At 53.0% G+C, this 20,376-nt stretch carries 11 protein-coding genes; 4 read left to right on the forward strand and 7 right to left on the reverse strand.

The genetic code is table 11. The features are described from left to right. Positions 1-2 precede the first annotated feature (2 nt). Together A3EQ_RS0100300 and A3EQ_RS0100305 are read left to right on the forward strand one after the other, a co-directional pair. Positions 3-881: an ABC transporter ATP-binding protein gene (locus tag A3EQ_RS0100300; protein WP_026499610.1), complete on the forward strand. Its 879-nt coding sequence runs from the start codon at positions 3-5 to the stop codon at positions 879-881. Next, positions 865-1,518 (forward strand): ABC-2 transporter permease, encoded by a 654-nt coding sequence (locus A3EQ_RS0100305; RefSeq protein WP_020153192.1) that lies wholly within the window; start codon positions 865-867, stop codon positions 1,516-1,518. Before A3EQ_RS0100300 ends, A3EQ_RS0100305 begins: the two co-directional genes overlap by 17 nt. Before the next feature lie 601 nt (positions 1,519-2,119). On the opposite strand, the gene A3EQ_RS0100320 is transcribed toward A3EQ_RS0100305, so the two are convergent. The 7 genes from A3EQ_RS0100320 to A3EQ_RS0100370 all read right to left on the reverse strand — a co-directional run bounded on the left by A3EQ_RS0100320 (position 2,120) and on the right by A3EQ_RS0100370 (position 17,329). Next, entirely contained in the window at positions 2,120-10,633 is an 8,514-nt protein-coding gene (locus tag A3EQ_RS0100320) for a GH36-type glycosyl hydrolase domain-containing protein (protein ID WP_020153195.1), read from the reverse strand. A gap of 425 nt (positions 10,634-11,058) precedes the next feature. Beyond that, positions 11,059-11,460, reverse strand: coding sequence for a YvaD family protein (locus A3EQ_RS0100330; RefSeq protein WP_020153197.1), 402 nt, complete (start codon positions 11,458-11,460; stop codon positions 11,059-11,061). Between the two features lie 360 nt (positions 11,461-11,820). Beyond that, positions 11,821-12,201 (reverse strand): DMT family transporter, encoded by a 381-nt coding sequence (locus tag A3EQ_RS0100340; RefSeq protein ID WP_020153199.1) that lies wholly within the window; start codon positions 12,199-12,201, stop codon positions 11,821-11,823. 2 nt (positions 12,202-12,203) lie between these two features. Continuing rightward, complete coding sequence (locus A3EQ_RS0100345) at positions 12,204-12,773, reverse strand: TetR/AcrR family transcriptional regulator (protein ID WP_020153200.1); 570 nt, start codon at positions 12,771-12,773, stop codon at positions 12,204-12,206. A gap of 729 nt (positions 12,774-13,502) precedes the next feature. Beyond that, entirely contained in the window at positions 13,503-14,096 is a 594-nt protein-coding gene (locus A3EQ_RS0100360) for a GNAT family N-acetyltransferase (protein WP_026499611.1), read from the reverse strand. Between the two features lie 149 nt (positions 14,097-14,245). Beyond that, positions 14,246-16,429: an FtsX-like permease family protein gene (locus A3EQ_RS0100365; RefSeq protein ID WP_154652784.1), complete on the reverse strand. Its 2,184-nt coding sequence runs from the start codon at positions 16,427-16,429 to the stop codon at positions 14,246-14,248. Between the two features lie 231 nt (positions 16,430-16,660). Continuing rightward, positions 16,661-17,329, reverse strand: coding sequence for an ABC transporter ATP-binding protein (locus A3EQ_RS0100370; RefSeq protein ID WP_040368987.1), 669 nt, complete (start codon positions 17,327-17,329; stop codon positions 16,661-16,663). A gap of 875 nt (positions 17,330-18,204) precedes the next feature. Between A3EQ_RS0100370 and A3EQ_RS21590 the strand changes: the two genes are divergently transcribed. Continuing rightward, a complete protein-coding gene (locus A3EQ_RS21590; protein ID WP_020153206.1) occupies positions 18,205-18,873 on the forward strand; it encodes a YiiX/YebB-like N1pC/P60 family cysteine hydrolase in 669 nt (222 codons plus the stop codon). Positions 18,874-19,061: 188 nt separating this feature from the next. Further along, positions 19,062-20,144 (forward strand): YncE family protein, encoded by a 1,083-nt coding sequence (locus A3EQ_RS0100390; protein ID WP_020153208.1) that lies wholly within the window; start codon positions 19,062-19,064, stop codon positions 20,142-20,144. The last annotated feature ends 232 nt before the right edge of the window (positions 20,145-20,376 follow it).

The following is a 20,376-nucleotide window of genomic DNA, read 5'->3' on the forward strand; positions in this document are numbered from 1 at the left end:
AGATGGAGAAAATCGTGGAAATCACCGGCCTTTCCAAGCATTATAAGGGTTTCTCCCTGAAAAACATCAGCTTTTCCTTGGAAAGGGGCTATATCATGGGCTTCATCGGCCCGAACGGCGCGGGCAAAAGCACGACGATCAAGCTCATGATGAATCTCGTGAAAAGGGATGGCGGGCAAATCAAGCTGTTCGGCCTGGACCATGAAAAAGACGAAATCGCCGTGAAGGAAAGAATCGGATTTGTCTACGACGAGAATTGTTTTTATGACGAGTTGACCGCCGAAGAAATGAAAAATTTCATCCGCCCGTTTTACCGCAGATGGGACGAGGCCGCCTTCAAAAGGTACGTCCGGGAATTCGGCCTTCCTTTAAATAAACAGATCAAGCGGCTGTCCAAGGGAATGAAAATGAAATTTGCCCTGGCCGTCGCCCTTTCCCATCACGCCGAGCTCCTGATCATGGATGAACCGACTTCCGGACTGGATCCTTTGGTCCGCAACGAATTTTTGGATATCCTCAGAACCTTGATGGAAGACGGGGACAAATCGGTCTTTTTCTCCACCCATATCACCTCGGATTTGGACAAGATCGCCGATTACATCACCCTGATCCACGAGGGGGAGATCCTCCTGAGCACGACGAAAGAGGAGCTCCTTGAAGAATACTGTATCGTAAAGGGCGGGAAAAATCTGGACATCTCCGCCTGCCGCGAGCTTTTCATCGGGCTCGAGGAAAACCGATACGGGATTGCCGGTTTGGCCAGGAACAAAGGCGATGTCATCAAAAGATTGGGCGGTTCGGCCGTCATCGAAAAACCGACATTGGAAGATATCCTGTTATTTTTCACCTCAAGGAGTGATAGCCATGTATCATCTCATTAAAAAGGATTTGCTCGTTCAAAAAAGGGCCCTTCTCCTTGCCTTATGTCTGCTGGTATGGTTTTCCCTTTCCTTTTCAGGCATGGGGATTGCCGGACTGTCCCTCAGTGTGCTGGCGGTCACCTATTTCCTGACTTTCGGGGCCAGCGCTTCGGATGAAAAAAATCACAGCGACAGGCTGCTGATCAGCCTCCCGGTCCGAAAAAGCCTGATCGTGGCGGCCAAATATGTGTCCGTATATGTCATTGTCGCCCTGACCCTTTTCCTCATTTATTTCATCCATCTCGTGATCAAATTTCTCCAGCTGCCTGTAGCTGTTTTTCCTTTTACCCTTGAGGGAGCGGCGGGTTCCGTCGCCGCCTCGACCTTGTATTGTGCCTTGTCTTTTCCCCTCATTTTTAAATACGGGTACATGAAATCGAGAATGGTCAATTTTATTCTTTTCTTCCTCACGATCGGCGGTTCCTCTTTCTTCCTGGATTGGTTTCAGGAAAATGCCGGCCTGATTCAAAAAATCAAGGAATTTTTCGCGGAAAGATCCGACTGGGAAACGGCGGCCTTATTCGTGACGCCGGCATTGGTCATTTACATCTTTTCCTATTGTCTTTCCCTATCCTTCTACAGGAACCGGGAATTTTAATATTCCCGCTCCGCTGGCTTTTTTCCGCATCGACCGCTGCGGGATTTTTTTTGGGGAGTTCCGCCTCCGGCGGCCGCGAAAGACCGTTGGGCAAACGGGGAAAAGGCGCCAGTCCCGGACCCGCGCGCAAGCCGCCTGCCGCCCCCGGAGGACGTCTCCCTCCATCCGATACCCCTTTGCCGGTTTCCCCCTCATATAGGCCCATAAGCCCGATTCAAAGGCCTGCCGGCGGCTGGCTCCTTCAAAGGGCATATGACCCCGGTCCAAAGGCTTGCCGCCGGTTTCCCCCTTCCAGAAGGGACCATTTCCTTCAATCCAAAAGCCGCCTCATGCCATCTTCGTCCGAAAGAAATCAAGTCTTTCCGTCCAAAATTCTTATGCCCTCCCCGTTCAAAGGGGTTCTCCCTCCGGCCGAATGTCTGCCGCCGGCTCCTTCCGCCCGCATGAGGGCCAAAGGGGAATGCCCGCCGGTCCGAACGCCTTCCACGGTTCCCTCCGCCGTCTTGCGGCGGACAAAAAGAATTCTTCGGCTTTTCCCCTACATCATCAGCCAAAAAATAGAAGAATTTTCGCCGCGAAAAAAAGTTCCTTTCGCCTTCCCCTACATCCGCAGCTCCACCCGATGGTCGGCCCCGTCATCCTTTAATTCCACAAACGGCGCACCGGATTCATCCGTCGGGAAGGGAATCTTTTCGCCGTCCACCGTCAATTCTTTTTCTTTTCCCGGCCGGTTGATGACGGTGATCAGATAGCGGGTGCCGCCAAAACGGTAGGCGGCCGAGAATCCCGGCCAGTCAGCCGGTATGCACGGATCGATATACAGGCGGTTCGCCCTCCGGCGAATCCCGAGGATCCACTCCACGCCGGCCTGGTAATACCAGCCCGCCGATCCCGTATACCAGGTCCATCCCGCGCGGCCCCGGTTCGGTTCCGCGGAATATACGTCAGCGGCGATCGCGTACGGTTCCCCCGCGTAGATCCGCACTTCCTTTTCCGTCCGGGTGTGGTTGATCGGATTGAGCATCTCAAAGATTTCCACGGCTTTTTCCCCGTTGCCGAGCTTGCACCAGGCGATAATCCCCCAAATCACCCCGTGGGTATACTGGCTGCCGTTCTCCCGGATTCCCGGCGGATAGCTTTGGATATAGCCGGGCCGAGGTTCCGTCCGTTCAAAAGCCGGCGTCAATAGCTTGACGATGCCCGCTTCCTTGTCCACCAACTCCCGGGCAAAGGAATCCATCGCCTGAAGGGCGCGCTCCTTCGGCGCCGCTTCCGAGATGGCCGACCAGGCCTGGGCGATGGCGTCGATCCGGCATTCCTCGCTTTGAACCGAACCGAGCCATTTTCCGGAATCGGTAAAAGCGCGCCGGTACCACTGGCCGTCCCACCCGTGCCCGTTGAGGGACTCGGCCATCCGCCGGCGGATCTCCCGGTATTCCTCCGCCTTTTTCATGTCCTTGCGCATTTCGCAAAGGACGGAAAACCGGTTCAATATCTCGCACAAAAACCATCCGAGCCAGACGCTTTCGCCCCGTCCCTTGATGCCGACGAGATTCAATCCGTCGTTCCAGTCGCCCCCGCCGATCAAAGGAAGGCCGTGCTCGCCGATCCTGCTCAAGGCGAGATCGATTGCCCGCAGGCAATGCTCGTATATGCTGCCCGCTTCCCCGGATGGGACCGTCTCTTCATAGCGCTCCTGTTCCTCCGCGGAAAGCGGTTCGCTTTTCAAAAAAGGCACGATTTCGTCCAATACCGAGGTTTCCCCGGTATGTTCGATGTAACGGGACACCGCATAAGGCAGCCAAAGCAAGTCGTCGGAAAACCGGGTCCGGATGCCCCTTTTCGTTTCCTCGTGCCACCAATGCTGCACATCCCCCTCCAAATATTGATGGGCGGCGTGGCGCAAAATCTGTTCCCTGGTTTTTTCCGGCATCGCATGAAGGAGGGCGAGGGAATCCTGCAATTGATCGCGGAAGCCGAACGCCCCGCCGGCCTGGTAAAAAGCCGTCCTCGCCCACATCCGGCAGGAAAGGGTCTGGTAAAGCAGCCAGCCGTTCAGCAAGACATCCGTCTCCGGCGAAGGGGTGGAAACTTGCAATTGGCCCAAATGATGCGCCCAAAAGGAGACGGCCTCGGCGAAGGCCCGGCTGCAGACCGATGCGCTGCCGTATTGCTTGGCCAGGCGCAAAGCCTTTTCCTTCGAATCTTCGCAGCCCAACAAAATATAGACTTCCCGCTCTTCGCCCGGATCCAGCCGAATCTTGGCCTGAACGGCGCCGCAAGGCTCGCTGAAAGCTCCCGTCCGGCAAGATAGGCCGGTGCGCGCCATCGCCGCCGGCTGTTCCGCGCTGCCATAGCGGCCGATAAATTCGTACCGGTCTCCCGTCCAGGAAATTTCCCCCGGAACGCCGGAAAAGGAGGAGGCATCCCGAAATTGATCCGCTGTCCCCCGCTCCCGGCCCGCCGGAATGGAACCGCCGTGGAACCCCGGAATTCCCCGGCTCTCCTCCTGTTCCGGCGGATGTCCTGAACTTGCCGGTGAATCCCGAAAATCCCTTTCCCGCGGAAAAACGCCCAAAAAGGCGGCCGCGTCCCTGAAAACTTCCTGAAACCGGTTTTGGGCGATCAGAATTTTTTCTTCGGGTACCCATTCGGTGACGATAAAGGGGGCGGCGGCCTGCCGGTTCACCCCGAGCACCCATTCCGCATAATAGGTTACGGAAAGATGTCTTGTTTCCGCCGTCCCGTTTTTCAACGTCAGCCGGATGATCTTGACCGGATCGTCCTTCGGTACGAACTGGAGCATTTCGTGCCGGATGCCCTTTCGCTCATGTTCGAATTTGGAAAAGCCGAACCCGTGGGTGATCTTGTACGGCCCGCCGGAACGGCCGGCGGAAGGCGCGGCCGTCCATACTTCGCCGCTTTCCTCATCCCTCAAGTAAGCCGCTTCTCCCGGCGGATCCAGGACGGGATCGTTGGCCCAGGGCGTCAGCTTAAACTCCCGGCTGTTCCTCCACCAGGTATAGCCCGTTCCCATCTCGGAAACGGTGCAGCCGAAACGGGGATTGGCCAATACGTTGATCCAAGGCGCCGGCAGATCATTTCCGTTTTTCAAGATGATTCGGTACTCCTTGCCGTCCGGGGAAAAACCTCCCCATCCGTTGAAAAACAGCCAGTCCTTGGCTTCCTCCAAAAGCGTCCTTCCAAAATCGCTCCCGGGATCTTCCTTCCTTTCCTTCGCGGAAGGCGTCAGCCGTCCGGGCAGTCCGTCTTCCCGTTCCCTTGGCGGCCGCATTTGCGCGGCGAGGCTGGCTCCCCCGGCATACAATTCCAAGCGGGCCGCCGCCCGCAGCAAGGTGATTTCCTCCTCCGCCAACTGGCCTGCGGCGATGACATGGATGCCCGACATGCCGGCCCCGAACCGGTCGACCCCGTGCCGGGCCGCCTGCAGCAGCGCATCATGCAAGTGCCGGTAGTATCCTTCCTCCTCCGACTCGTTCATAAGAATCAGATCGAAAAGGAGACCGAGCCTGCGCAGGTATTCATGTCCTTTTAGCATTTTGACGACAAAGGGGAATTGGCTCCGGTCGTCGATCCGCAAGAGGACGATCGGCCGGTCCCCGGATATGCCGAAACGCCATAGGCCCGATTGCCCGATTTCGTTGCGGAGGATGCTTTCTTTCCGTCCTTTCTTGAGCGGGGGCGTAAATAGGATGCGGCCCGCCAGCCGCTGAAAATCATGGGCCTCCCGGCCGGCCAGCCGAAGGTTATCCGCTTCGATCCGCCCCCGGTTCCAGGCCAGCTGAAACGCCCGTTTCACCGCCTGGGCGGCGGCAAACCCGCCGACAATCCCGATCGCTTCTTCCCTTGATCCGGCGACGGAAGTGACGGCAAACAGCCGGACGTTCTTCCCCGGTTCCAGCCGGATCCGCCGCCGCATGGCAAAGACGGGATCAGCCACCGAACCGGTCCTGCCGCGGAGGGGAGCCCGGATCCCTGCGGGATCGGCCAGGCGGTGTCCCCTTCCGATGAAGCTGGCCCGGTCCGTGTCAAATTCGACGGATCCGATCGGTCCCCCGTCCGCAATCAAGGAATGGGCCGCCCACAATTCTTCCCCTTCCGCTTCAAGGCTTCTCCGGACGGCCACCAGGCACTCCGACTCCGCATCGTAATCCGTCCGGATCAGGAGTTTGCTGAAGGCGGGATGGGCGGCGTCCGCCTCAGGACGGGACAGGGCCAGCTCCACGTAAGTCGTCACTTCCAAAATCTTCTCCTCCGCTCCGTCGTTCGTCAAGGTGATCCTCCGGAGCTCCGCGTTACATTCGGGGGAAACGCAAATTTCCATCTTGGTCGAAATCTCCCCGTCTTTCCGGTAAAAAACCGCCCTGCCCAGCTCGAATTTCACCTTTTGTTCCTCCGCTTTCGCTTTGCACGGCAAATGGGAAAGGGACCAGAGCCGATCCCCGGCGGCGTCCCGGATATAAACGTAATTCCCCCAGGGCTCCGCGACGGGGTCTTCCCGCCAGCGGGAGACAAGGAAACCTTTGTACTGGCAAAACCCGCTTCCGGAATTGGCGACGACCGCGGTGAACGACCCGTTGGAAAGGACGTTGACTTCCGGCACCCCGGCATCCGGCGAAGCGAATTCCCGCGCAGAGACAAAAGCCTTTTCCGTCTTCGGATAAGGCCCGTATTCGCGGCGCAATTCCGGATGTTTAATGGTCTTGGGCCTCGCCGGGATTTTTTCCTGCAAAAGCAATTCGGCCGAGCGGACGCTCTTGTCGCGGTGGAATCTGTCCGCCATCGTTGTCGGCAGCAAGAGATTCGCCAGGGTCAGCAGGCTCATCCCCTGATGGTGGGCCATAAAACTTTGCACCACTTCATATTTTTTTCCCCGGGGGAGCCGCTCCCGGGTAAAATCGACGGCTTCGTAAAATCCGTATTTGCCGCGCCCCCCCAGTTTTTCGATTTTTTTCAAGGCCCGTAAGGAGTCGTCCTTGGCAAAGGGCATGGCCAGGATGGCGGCGTAAGGGGCGACGACCAGGTCCCGTTCAAGCCCCCTTTGGAAGCCCAGTCCCGGAACGCCGAAGGCCCGATACTGGTAATTCATTTGAAAATCGAAGGCATAATATCCGGACTCGGAAATACCGAAAGGAATGTCCCGGTCCCGGGCATACCGGATCTGCCGTTCGACCACGGCGGCATAGGTTTTTTCCCACATCGTTTTCCGGTAGGTTTTCGTGAACAGGCTGGGCATCAAATATTCAAACATCGTTCCGGACCAGGACAAAAGGACCGGGTGTCTTCCCACCCGCGTCATCGTCCGGCCGAGGGCGTTCCAATGGGAAACCGAAATCTGGCCGAGGGCGATGGCGACAAAACTTGCGATCCGGGCTTCGGAAGCCAGCAAATCGTAAAGAGCCCGGTCCCGTTCCTTCCGTAAGGCATTGTATCCGATGGAAAACAAATTGGTCTCATAATCGAAAAGCGGCCGGAAGTTCGTATCCTGAACGAGTTTTTCCAAACGTTCAAGCAGCTTTTGCCCCCTGTGGTACCAATCGCCGCCGTCCTTTGCCGCTTTTATCTGCCGGGGAACCGGGGCGATCTCTTCGGAAAAGGCGGTTTTCAGCGCCCCTTCCCTCGGGGCGGGCCCGGCCGGCTCCTCCGTCCGGCCAAAAGCTTCCAGCCGCTCGGCCAATCCTTCTTTCACGGCGATCAGGCAGCCGACGTAATTCCCCGAATCCACGGTGGAAACATATTTCGGCGGCAAGGGCCGCAAAGTCCTTGTGTCATACCAGTTGTATAAGTGGCCTTCCCATTTCTCCATCCGCTCCAACGTATCCAGCGTCCGCTCCAGGCGCCTGATCAGTCCCGGGGTATCGATGAAGCCGAAATCCCGCGCCGCCAGCGCGCAGGCAAGGTACAGCCCGATGTTGGTCGGGGACGTGCGGGAGGCCGTCCCGTTCGGCGGATCCATTTGGACATTGTCGGGGGGCAGCCAGTTCTCTTCTTCGGTTACATAATCCTCATAAAAGGCCCAGATCTGGCGGGCCAGGTTCACCAACTCTTTCCTTTCCGGTTCCGTGAAGGCGATCCGTTTATGGGCGGGCGGCTGATTCATCCATCGGATCACCAGGGGGGCGGCGGCCCAAACCGCGCTCAGCAGCACCCCGATGGCCTGCACCGCCCCGTTCCCGCTGAAGAGGGCGGCAGCCAAAAACAAAAGGCACAGAACGTATCCCCCCGCCATCCCTTCGATCAGCGGCGCCCCATCCCGTTCGCTCGTCCGGTCCACTTCCTCCGACAGCGCCCATTCCAGCAGCCGCTTTTTGGAAATGAACAGCCGGTACAAGGTCCTTCCGATGGCGTCGAGCAAAAGGACGGCTTGAAAAGGCCATGTGGCGAGCCCGAACAGGACTTGTCCGGCGGAACTTCCGATATTGCGGGCATACCGGAATCCTTTTTGCACGGTAATCAGCTGCCGAAGCACCGGCAGGAACCAGGCGGCGAGCAAAAGGACCATCCATCTCAAGGGTGTCCCCGGAAGAACGGTCATCCCGAGGAGGAGGGTGAAAAACAAAACGGGCGGAAGCAAACTTCGCCTCACGTTATCGATGATCTGCCAGCGGGTCAAAACGGACAGATCCACCGGCCAGAGTTCGCCTCTCCGGTTGCGCAATTTCGGCAACAGCCAGAGCAAAAGCTGCCAGTCCCCCCTGACCCAGCGGTGCATCCGTTTTTGATAGGCGAAGAAGGTCGACGGATATTTGTCGATCAACTCGATGTCCGCAAGCAGTCCGGCCCGGAGGAATCCCCCTTCCAGCAAATCGTGGCTCAATACCCGGTTTTCCGGTATCCGGTCACAAAGCACCCGGTAAAACACGTCGACATCGAAAATGCCCTTCCCGGTAAAAATCCCCTGGCCGAACATATCCTGATAAGGATCGGAAACGGCGAAAGAATAAGGATCGATCCCGGAATCCGCCGACCAAAGCCCGGAAAAGCGGGTCCGCATCGCGGCTTCATGGCTCATGCTCAGCCTCGGTTGAAGCATGCCGTAGCCTTCGATGACCCTTGTTCCCGTCCGATTCAATACCGGACGGTTGTAGGGCAGATGCAGGGTGCCGATCATCCGGCGGGCGGTCTCCAAAGGAAGCTGGGTGTCGGAATCAAGGGTAATGATGTAACGCACATCCTTTAATTCGTCCATCTCGGCGTAAACGAAGGCGAAGCTCGTATCCCTTTTTCCCTTCAAAAGCTCCACAAATTCCACCAATTTTCCTCGTTTTCTCTCCCAGCCCATCCACGTCCTTTCCGCCGGATTCCATTTCCGCTTCCGCTGGAACAGATGGAAGTTTTTGCTGCCGTAGGTTTTCCGCAGCCGATCGATCTCTTCCCTGGCCGCGGCAAAGATTTTTTCATCCTGTTCCAAAGACTCGCTTTCGGCGTCTTTAAAATCGCCCAGCAAGGCAAAATGGAGATTCGCATCCCGGTTCGCCAAATAATGCAATTCCAGCCGTTCCGCATAATCCTTCACTTCTTCCGCCGTGGACCAGATGATGGGGATGACCACTGCCGTCTTCGCATCGGCGGGAATCCCTTTGGAAAAATCCAACCTTAGCAAGGGCACCGGTTTGATCGTGCGTTCAATGATCCAATGGGTGAAGGCGACGCCCCATTCCAGCGCCGGGAACAACAGGAAACCGAGGACTGCGAACCATTGGCGGGGCAAAAACGGCTCCCGCCAGCAGATCCACAAGGAAAATACGAACAAAAAGGAAAAAAAGCATCCCGCCAGCAGATGGAAATAGACGCCTTTGGCACGGCGCATGAGCCCCGTTTCCGGGAGGGGGCGGGGGTTTCCGCAGGATTTTAACGCTTGCCGCAGCCGGCTGATGCCGCGGGGATCCAGCAGGTAATAGGCGACGAAGGCCCTCCGGTCCAATTCCCGCACGGTCTCTCCGGGCAGCGCCTCCCCGGACTCCGCCGCTTTTCCGTTCTCCCTTCCTTTTGAAACGTCTCTGCCCCCGTTTTTCGTTCCTTCACTTCCTTCCGGAACGTACCCGTCCCCTTTTTCCGCCCCTTCCCCAGGCATTCCGGCATGCAGGATCGTGAACTGGGCGTCGGCAAGCGCCACCGCATTGGCCGCCACCAGGTTCTCCGGCAAGTTCAATCGCCGGGCCAGCTTTTCCACCCGCTTCCGGACGACGTCGCGGCTCGCAAAATCCAATCGGGCGTAAAGGCCGGTTTTTTCCTTTCGGAGGGTTTGCTCGACGATGCTGATCTGCTCAAAGATGTCCTTCCAGTTCCAGCGGGAAATCTTCCGCATGCTGTCGATCAGGTTGTTTGCAGACACCTGCAGGGAAGCTTGAAGCTGGAATTCGTAGGAAAGGATTTGATCCAGGCTCTCCGGCCCGTTCTCCAGTTTGCAAATCAGCCATTCGCCGACGGTGGCCGTGTACTCCGCCCGTTCGCGCAGATGGTTGACCAAATGGGCGATCATGGGACCGGAAAGGGGCATGGCAATACCCGCTTTATCCAAAATTTCTTTCAACCTGCCGGGCGTGATCTCGGAATCTTTCACCCCGGAAAGCAAATCTTCGACCAGCATGCAAATTTCCCGCCTTTCCTTGACCGAATCCATGATTTCGGAAAGGCGGCGGATGACGGCCGTCCGCAAGACGGGCGGTATCGCCCAGACTTCGGCCACGGACAATACGGATACTTCCTGATAGGACCGGAGATAGTAAAGAAAGCTTTCCTTATCCAAATGGCCGTCGTTCATTTCGAGATAAGCTTTGCATATGGCAAAAACTCTCGTCTCCCCCGTCTTCTTTAAACGGGGCAGAGAGTGAACCAATCTTTTCGTCAGTTCTTCCTTGATGACAAGCACTTGCTCTTCCAGGAATTCGGCATGGTCCAGCAAGACTTCCTCCGCCGGCTGTTTGCAAAAGGGAGATTGCTCCCTTAAATCCCTGACAAATTCGCGCAATTTTTCAAAGTCCGTTTCATTGTTCTTGAGAAAGCGGGCAGAAGGGTTTTTGCTCATGAAAGGATCGTGGCTCAGCGCCGCTTTATGCGCTTCTTCCCGCAGCTTCTCCTTGTGAAAGATCATGGATGACAGTCTCCCCCAATGTCATTTTCAGCAAAAAGCCTGGTAATGCTTAACGTTTGCTTTCCCGCGTAAAAATATTCAAAAACGGGGGGAGCGCCGTTCGGAAGAAGCCCGGGAAAAGGGCACAAAAAAAGGGTTCCGGGATCTTGCGGCCGCTGCCCGGAACGTCTGAAAAAAATCCGGCATGGGAAATATGACGGATTTTATGCCGGAACGGGATGGACGGAAGACTCCCGCCGCCGGATGTTGAAGGGCTTTCCCCGGCACGGAAAAACCGGGACTCCGCCCGGCATTGGACCGGGCATAATCCCGGCTGCAGCTTCCGGACGTTCGGCAATCCGGCTTTTTACCGCCGGTCCGCAATTGCTGCACGGCCTCCCGTTTTTCCCGACACCCGTTTTTTCCGGCGGGAATGAAAAACCCCCTTATCCGGTTTCCGACTCTTCCCTTAATGTTAAAAATCGCCGGATGAAAAACAACGGATAGATCATCAAATACAGATTGAACACCCACCAGACGGGATCGAAATCGCGCCTGAAGGCCCAAAAGGCGATGGCCTGCAGCCCGGAGCAGAAGGTCGACACGAGTGAGACGAGGGCGAAGGCCGCCCATTCCCTTTTTCCCTTTTGCCGGAGATAGAGGCTCCACAATCCGGTGAAGGAGATCAGCAGATCGAGCGGGAGGAAGGACCAATTCCATGCGATGATGAGCGGATGATCGTAATCCTTAAACGCCCAATTTTTCGGAATCCAATGGAAGCCGGTCAGGATCCAGTAGAGGATAAATCCGATATCGGTGATGAGAAAAAAAGGCTTTAACGCTTTCATACCGCCCCTCCCCAATCAGTCATTCCACTTCATCCCGCCATTCCGCAACCTGCCGCCGATCCGCTTCCGGGACTTGCTGAAATCCTGTCATGCATCTTCCATCCCTTCTGGATCAAGGTTTTCATTTCCATGCTTCCGAGATCCCGCCTTTTATTTTCAAGCCTCCGATCTTTCCGGACGGCTTCCTTCCGACCCGGTAATCCTGCCATCCCCATTCGTTCCCATCTGTTCCGGCTTTCATTGTCCGGTTGATTTGGGCAACGCCGTCGCCCGCTCCCCGTCCGTTTGCGGCGGGACCCGCCGCCGCAGACCTCGCCTGTCCGTTTGATGCGGACGGAGCCCCCGGCCGCCGACACCCCGTCAATTTCCGTTAATGACTGTTTCCGCCGGATTCTCCTCAGACGGATGGCCGGGGGAATTTTCCCTATGTTCCGTAAAATTCAGGACGGTCACGCCGACGATGATGAACACAAGAGCGACGATCTTCAAAAGGGTCATTCTTTCCCCGAAATAAAAGACGCCGATTAACGTAATGATGAAGATGCCCATCCCCGACCAAACGGCATACGCCACCGAAACATCGATGGACTTGAGGGCCAAGGTCAAAAAAACGAGGCTTCCGCAGTAGAAAACAAGAATAAGGAAGCTCGGCAGCGGCCGGGTAAAACCGTCCGACAATTTCATGCTCGCCGTACCGGCGACTTCCAGCAATATCGCCACGCATAAATAAACCCACGCCATGCCTATTCCCCCTTTTCGCTCCGGGAGACGATCCCGTTCAGCAAAATATCCACCGCGGCTTGCAATTGCTGGCCGACGGTCATCGTTTCCCGGGGAGCGGACCCGGGATCAAAGATCCGGCTCACGGCCCCCAAATACAGATCGATAAACACCTCCACATCGACCGGACGAAGGGCACCCTGTTTTATTCCTTCATCCATCAGCCGTCGGACGGTGGACCACTCGTTTTTCAAAAAATCGTCCAAGATTTCCCATTGCCGGTAATGGTGTTTTTTCAGATCCGAAAAAAGGGGCGGATGCATAAGGGCAAATTCCGCAGGAACGTAGCAGAGGATCCGGCGGATTTTTTCCGGAACGCTCCAATCGTTTCTTCCCGCGATCTCTTTCTCCTTTGCCGAAATGCGCTCCGTCACATCTTTGATGATCGCCTCGATGATTTCGTCTTTGGATGCAAAACAGCGGTAGATCGTCCGTTTGCTCGTCCCGAGATTTTTCGCCAAATCGGCAACCGTAAAAGAAAAACCTTTTTGCCGGATAAGGGAAACCGTTTCTTTCAGGATCCGTTCCCGCATCGCAGCACCTCCCATTGGTACCAATAAAACTTTTTTGGTTTCATTGGTATTTTATCTTTTTCTCCAAACTAAAGCAACCGGGAAATGACCGTCCCGGCCGCAGGGAGCCTTCCTCCCGAAAAAAAGCCGCCGCAAGGACCAGCCATTCAAATAAACTGCCGGAAGAGCCGCGAGGAAAGAATTGAAAGATCCGGCTGGCCGTCCCGGCAGAGGGCAAACCTTCCCTCCGGCGAAAACGCGGGCCCCGCCGGTTGAAAACAGCCCGACAAGGACCAGCCGTGCAAAGAAAGTGCAGGGATCTTCGCCCCGGAAAGAAAATGAGAGACTCGTTTGAATCGTTGGTTGGGTTTTTTGATCTTCTTTGTTCCCCGGCGGGACATGGAAAAAACCCCCGCCCTGATCGTTCGCGATGAGCCGGTGGCGAAGAAATGGACGGCAGGATCGGGAGATTCGAATAAGCGATTTTCTTTTTCCGATGCTGGACTAGAGGGTTGCGGAAGAAAAAAGAATGCCCGCCGAAAAAAGCGGGCATTTTTAACAAAAGGAACAAGACGGACAGGGTATGCGAAAAAAATTTACAGGAAAAGATTGCTGGAACCCCGGAGCGCATTTGGCCGGACGGCGAAAGCCAGCGATGGCCGGGGACGGCCTCCGGGAACGGACTTGCCAGGCTTCGGCGCCGCCTTCAGCACCGGAACCTGCGGGACAGCCGAAAGATTGATCAAGCCCTCACGGCCGGGCACCGGGCCTCTTTCCAGCCTCCCTTTCAAATTCCTGCTTCAAGATGGAATAGAGGGCCATATCCCGAAATTTCCCTTTGATGAAATATTTTTGCCGGGAGATGCCTTCCAGCCGCATCCCCAATTTTTGCAGGGCCCTTTGCGACTGGACATTCTCCGCCATGCATTCGGCTTCGATCCGGTTGAGCCCCATCCGTTCGAAGCCGAATTCCATCACCTTCCGGGCCGCCTCCGGAGCGATGCCCTTCCCCCAATAGGCCTTCGATAATATAAAGCCGATCTCCGCCCGGAAATGGCCGGGATACCAGGCGACATAATCGATGGTCCCGATCATCTTCCCGTTTTCTTTCCATTCGATGGCCCAAGGAGCCGGTTTCCCCGCCTCGTACAGCTTTAACACATAGTCTACAAATCTCCGGCTGTCTTCCAAGGAACGGTGGACTTCCCACGGCACGAACTTGGCCACATCCGGCTCCGAAGCATAGGCGAACACATCTTCCGCGTCATCGGGCGTCATTTTGCGGAGGATCAATCTTTCCGTTTCCAATGTCGGCAAATCTTTAAAGATGTCTTCATGCTTCAATCGCAGAACACCCCCTCTAACATATTCCAGGGGTTTGCGGAAAAATCCTTTTCCTTTGAACAAGATCTTTGCGGAATCGAAATGTTCTGCCAATAGAAAGAAGTGTTTTTGCGGCCAGGATGTTTCCGGGGAGTTTTTAAGCAACTCCGTCATATTTTTTTACAAACCATGGTTGTCAACAGAATCATGAACAAGATCAGCGCGCATGAATAGCTGGCCAAGATCCAGCCGATCGATATGTTGAGCAGGGGCAAAATCGCCAAGCTCATTGCCCCCGCCGCCGCCATTGACGCTCCCGCCCAGGCCGACACTTCTTTCCCAAAATGCCTGCGGATGGTATTTCTGGTCCATCCGATCGCATGATACATTTGAAATTCGGCTTTTCTTTCATTCAAAATGGCATTCATCGCTTCACTTACACTAAGGATCGTCAACAGCAGGGTTATTATGAGCGCGGATGCATGGAAAAAGGCCGCTGCATCCATTGTAAAGGCCCCTAAGCTTGTCCTTCTTGCTTCCAAAATTGAAGAGAATATGACGGCCGCCTGGATCACGATGAGAATGACGGAAAACGTCAGTACAAGCATAATGGGGATGATCAGCTTACGATAATAGAAAATGCTTGCCCATTTTTTATACGCGGTTCCTCCGGGAACAGGTTTACTGTTTCGGTTCAACAAAATCCATGCGGATCCCAGCGAAATCAGCCAAAGAAAGAATGGGGCAAGATAAATCGATCGATTCGTGTTGAATGGAGAAATGAAAAGGATAAGGATACCGATCATGAATGCAATCGTTAGGCATATTTGTTGTTCAAGCCTGTTCCGAAGCGAAATCTTATTTTTTTGCCAGCCTAACGTTAATAAAATCTTATTTTCTTCCGAAAGAGCGTTTCTTTCATAAAGAAGGCGCGATGAAAGATAGAGAAGCCCAAAAAGTGCAAGTAATACGGTCATGGTTAGGGTTACGGCATTCCAACGCGATGTTAAGGATTGGGCAACCCCCAATGTGGTCCAAGGGGACGTTACCCTGCCGATCCCTTCTACATCCATTTCCAGTTTCTTAAAAGAAGAACCTGCGACGATGTCCACCTCATAGCCTTTCTTCAGTAAATCTGTTGCCACTTTTTCAATTTTCTTCTGTGCTTCCTGATCGTATGACTGAATGCCGGCTACGCGAATCCGAATCGCATCAATCGGTTTCTCCCCTTTAATGATTCGGGCCGCCTCCAATGTTGTTACACCTGCGGCAGGCGCAGCAATGAAACTGCCCGGGGAGATCGTCGGTGTCAACGTGGTGCCATCCATCGTTTTAACCTCTTCGGTGGAATAAATCCCAAGCGGACTCGATGTTAATTCATCCTTTTTCGAAAGAGGGGTAAAGGTACCCATTTGCCAGAGCATAAAAGGGGCGTCAAAATCTTCCAGAAAGCTCTTCCCTTGTTGTTTCACTTCTTTATATAAAGGCGGTTGTTCATCTTTTACTTTTGCTACTCTGATCAGGTCATCACCAATGTCATATTGTATTTTTGAAGCAGTATAATAGATTGCCGTATCATTCGCCAACGGCCCTCCTTCTCCCTTAACCACCTGAAAATCATTGGTCAATTCGACATAGGTCCCGTCAAATGGGCCTTGAAAGGAACTCAAATCAATGTCGTATTGCTTCCGGGATAAAGCCGGTTCTTCATTGAGTGCTTCCAACAAATCCTGTTCCAATTCCGGATCGACGGCAAAGATCGGTTCATCGGGTTTGACCCCGAACCGCTTTTTATATTCGGATAAGGAGATATCCAGTTCTTCAACCGTTAAGGACAGATAGAGGGGAATGTTCAGATCGCTTCTCTTCAAAACGGGAATGACGGGAACATTTCCTCTTCCTTCCAATAAACCTTGAATGATCATATATTCTTGGCTGCCTGTTTCAATTTTTCGATTCAAACCGGAAAAATCGATTCCCGTCAGCTTTCCTTCGCTTTCGGCATCAATGGCCACCAATAAATAATAATTTTGCGGCATCCGGATTCCCATAAAGCCTACCGTACTGTTCCTGGGCGCATAATACTCCACATATTCCATCGGTTTTCCCTCAAAATAAGTGACGACATTCGGCTCGCCGATCGGGTATTTATTTAATCCGTCCGATGTAAAGAAGCGCCAAGTAAATCTTGCCGGATGTTCCAAAAGGGGCAGCCCGACGGAGGTCCGATTTCCCGCAAAGTATCCCAACGAAGCGACAGGAGCCGCGATTTCAATATCCTTGTGTTTTTTTATTTCTTCCCATTCCGCAATGGAAATTCCGCCGGATCCGTCACCAATATAATTTTCCTCCACGACCCCCAGTTTCTTTTCAATGGGTGTCCTTGCTCCGGCCGGACGGACCAAAATATCGTATGAACCTCTCCCGTATTGAGAAATCGTTTCTTCGACGGTTAATTTGGATTCCTTGGCAAAATACAAACCGAGGGGAACAATGGTGAAGATGCCGGCCATCGCCAGTATGGCCGCCACGGAATGCATTTTTCGATTGAATATCCGTTTCCAAGCCATTTTGATCATTTTTTATCATCCTACTTCCATTAATGTACCCTCTCTGAGCTGATAGGTGACATCCCCGAGATTTGCCACTTCTTGATCATGGGTAACGACAATAATGGTTTGTCCGCGCTGTTTGACCTTCCGCAATAAATCCGTCATTTGATTGCGACTTTCGATATTCAAATTTCCGGTCGGTTCATCGCATAAAAGAAGATCCGGGCCGGCGATCAATGATCTTGCGATGGCCACCCGTTGTTTTTCTCCGCCGGACAAACCGGCAGGGAGCCGATGGAATAAATGCTCGTCGATGCCCACCTCCGATAAAAGCCGTTCCGCCCTGGCTTTCAGCTTCTTGTTGTCTTCATCATAGATCAAAGGGAGCATGACATTATCGATCACCGAATAATGGGGAAGCAGTTTAAAGTCTTGAAAAATAAATCCGATATGTTTCCTTCGAAAATCGCACAATTGCTTTTCATTCAAGTTCAACAGCTCGACATCGTTGATCGTTACCGTTCCCGTTTCCGGCCGGATGATCCCGGCCAAACAATTTAAAAGGGTCGTTTTCCCGGCACCGGAAGGGCCCATGATGGTGACCCAGCTGCCCTTCGGAATATGAAGATGGATATCTTTTAATATCGTTTTTGCATACTTCCCATCATGAAAAGATTTGCTCAGATTTTTTGCCTGCAACATGATTCTTTCCCTGCCTTCATCGGTGAATCTGTTTCGGTACATCATTTTAGGTATATAATAATATATTTCAAATTGTTAGTCATTTTTTAACTATGTAAATATTTGTTTCAAAAAAACATATTAAGATTCGCTGCGCAGATCACGGCCTGTGCCGCCAATCTTAATGTTTCTTCTATCTTTGCATGGTTGCCAAAGGATTCTGCTTTCTCTTATCTCCTCATGTCCGCCCTTTTCCTTTGAGCGGGGGCGGCTTGCCGCCCGCTGTTTCAAACGGCGACAGCACTTCCACGGTCATTTTTGCGGGCCCCGTCAAACGTTGCGGATCATTAAGTTTGGGAGCAATCGCGTTGATTAAACGGCATTACTTTTGTCCTAGGACAGGATGGCGGCCCATTCAAAAAAAATGGGCGAATATGCCCATTCCATTTTTTCCTCTTTTTGGTATGATAATGGGAACATTTAAAAATATTCAGCAAAACCTCCTTTGAGCCCCGTAATTTATCAATTCCTTACACCTTTGCGATCAACTCTACACCCCCCGTATTTCTCACAGCATGTCTATTCCTGCAGGATCGATGAACTGCTTCCACTCACAAGGTGCGACTTTTTTGCAACAAAACTTTTATTCAATGAAGAAGTGTTATGCCCCAACGAAAGCATGGATTTTATTAAAAAATGCCTATAAATATTTCCCCCGCATATCAGGGGGATGCCGATCCTATATCACGCGATATTGTCGGCATTACCGGACGCGGATAAGACGATTTTCATCCGGGTGCTTCCCGACTGAATCATTTTTATTTCATTTTACGAATAAAATGGTAAAAGCGGGGCTCGAGCTGAACTTGGCATATCCAAAAAAAGGAGGCGTCTTCTTGAAAAAAGGTTCATTCATTTTTTTCTTATCCCTGATCCTGTTTGCGTCGTTCACAACCCCTTCTTTCGCCAGCGGCGGGGAAGCGGCGGATATCCCTTCCGCAGAACAGCAGATCAAGGATTTTGAAAAGCTTGAAGAAGGTTTAAAAAGCGGAAAAATTAAAATCCATTCCGATAAAAAAGCGGGAGATTCGCTTTCCGTATCGGCTGCGAATCAAGCCGTTCCCCAAGGAACAACGGGGACCTACCCGACCAGAAAGGGGACGATTTTGGTGACCGACGGGCTTCGGGTAGACAGCCTTGTCGGGCATGCGGGCATCGTATTGGGCTCGGGGAAAACGATCGAATCCTTTCCAGAGGGGGGAGTCCAATACAAGTATGACAATTGGACCGACAGATATAAAAAAGTGTGGGGGATTACGACTTACGGCACCACCGCTTCTGAGGATGCCGCCGCAGCGGACTGGGCCGTCGAACAAAAAGGAGATCCCTATAATTGGAATTTCTTTGATATCGAAAACACGGCAAAATTTTACTGTTCCCAATTGGTTTATAAGGCTGTAAAAACCAAAACCGGGGTAAATCTGAATTGGCTCGGCGGAATCGTTACGCCGGCAGATTTGGTCAACGATGAAGATTCATACGTCATCTATACATTCACAAAATAATACCCATGGATAGAAAGAAATTTTAACAATATGTTAAGTTCAGCTCATTTTTTTTATTTTGATACCAAATCATGAAGAAATCCCTCTCGATCCGTTTCTCCAACACGATCGATCCCTTGATTTCCATTTTTCTTTCATTCCCGTTCATGAAAGGACGGTTTCCAAAAATCCCTGGAGGATCTGCAAAAATGAAGAACTTAAACGTTGCGATAAAGCCGCTTTTCCTCGCCGTTATGTTCGCCGGATTCGTCCTGGCCGGAGGCTGCGATCAAAAATCGACCCGCGCTCCCGTGGAAAAATACAAGTATGCGGTGATCTTATCGATGCAGCAGGGGGGAAGCCTGCTGCAATTATATGATGCCGACGGAAACTTTTTAGACAGCAAAAGACTGAAGGCAAGCGGCGTGGACGAGAACGGCTCCGCCTATTTGAACGGCCCGCAATATGAAAATGGCAAATGGTACATTGGCGTAGCCTCCGATGCAAAAAGCCAGGATTTCGTGCTGGAGCTGGATCCGGAAACGCTAAACGTCAAGGACGTGCCGGCAAATGTGGGAAACCGGTACCAATATACGGGCTACGCCGTGGATGGGGACCACTTGTATGCATTCTACTCAACCCCCGACCGGGGAGCACATATCATCAAATCCAGCCTTTCCAGCGGTAAAATGGCCAAACAAACCGAAATCAGGCACAACATTTTATATCATATCATCCCGAATCACGGATCCCTCATCTTCCTCTCCGATTCGGACGATCCGCAAGATCCGGGAATGTACCTTCGGATCGTTGACGGAGATTCTTTGAAAATAGAAAAGGAGTTTAAAAATCCGGATTACTTGTTTCCAAGGGATGTACTGCTCATCCATGACAAGCTGTACATGGTCCCGCTCCTGGACGCATCGGAAAGGGAGACGAATCAATTGTTAATCTTCGATCTGAAGAACGAAAACTGGGAAACCGTCCGCTTGCCGTTCCAAAATGCGAGATATTTGAGATTGACCGATCATAAACTATATATTTTCGAAGAGAATACGGATGCCGATCACCATACGATGGCAATCATGAACCTGAAAACCAATGAAATCGAAGATACGGTAACGTTTGATTACGAGGCAAAAGAAGTCTTGATCGATAAGGATACAATGGTTTCCGGAAGCGATGGAAAGGTATACATTTATGATTTAAAAACGCGGAAATTGAAAAAGGCATTTGCCATTAAAAACGCGGACGATTGGATGTTTGGCAGTCTGTTGGTAAGGCCTGAGTGAACGCCTTCGGATCCGAGCGCCAAGATCTTTACATATCAAGGCTCCGGTCCACCGGGTTCGACGTTTTCCTCTCGCTGTCAAGGGACAAATCCCGGCCGTTTCAACCATTCCCGGGACCGGCAAAGGGGATGCGCGGATGCGTGGCGCCAAACGCCGGCCTTTCAAAGCTCCTTCCCCTGATGGGGAAAGGGCTTTTTTCATGCCGGAAAGGCCGCCCGATCGGGCAGCCTTT

The sequence above is a fragment of the Caldibacillus debilis DSM 16016 genome, from assembly GCF_000383875.1.
Taxonomy (GTDB): Bacteria; Bacillota; Bacilli; order Bacillales; family Caldibacillaceae; genus Caldibacillus; species Caldibacillus debilis.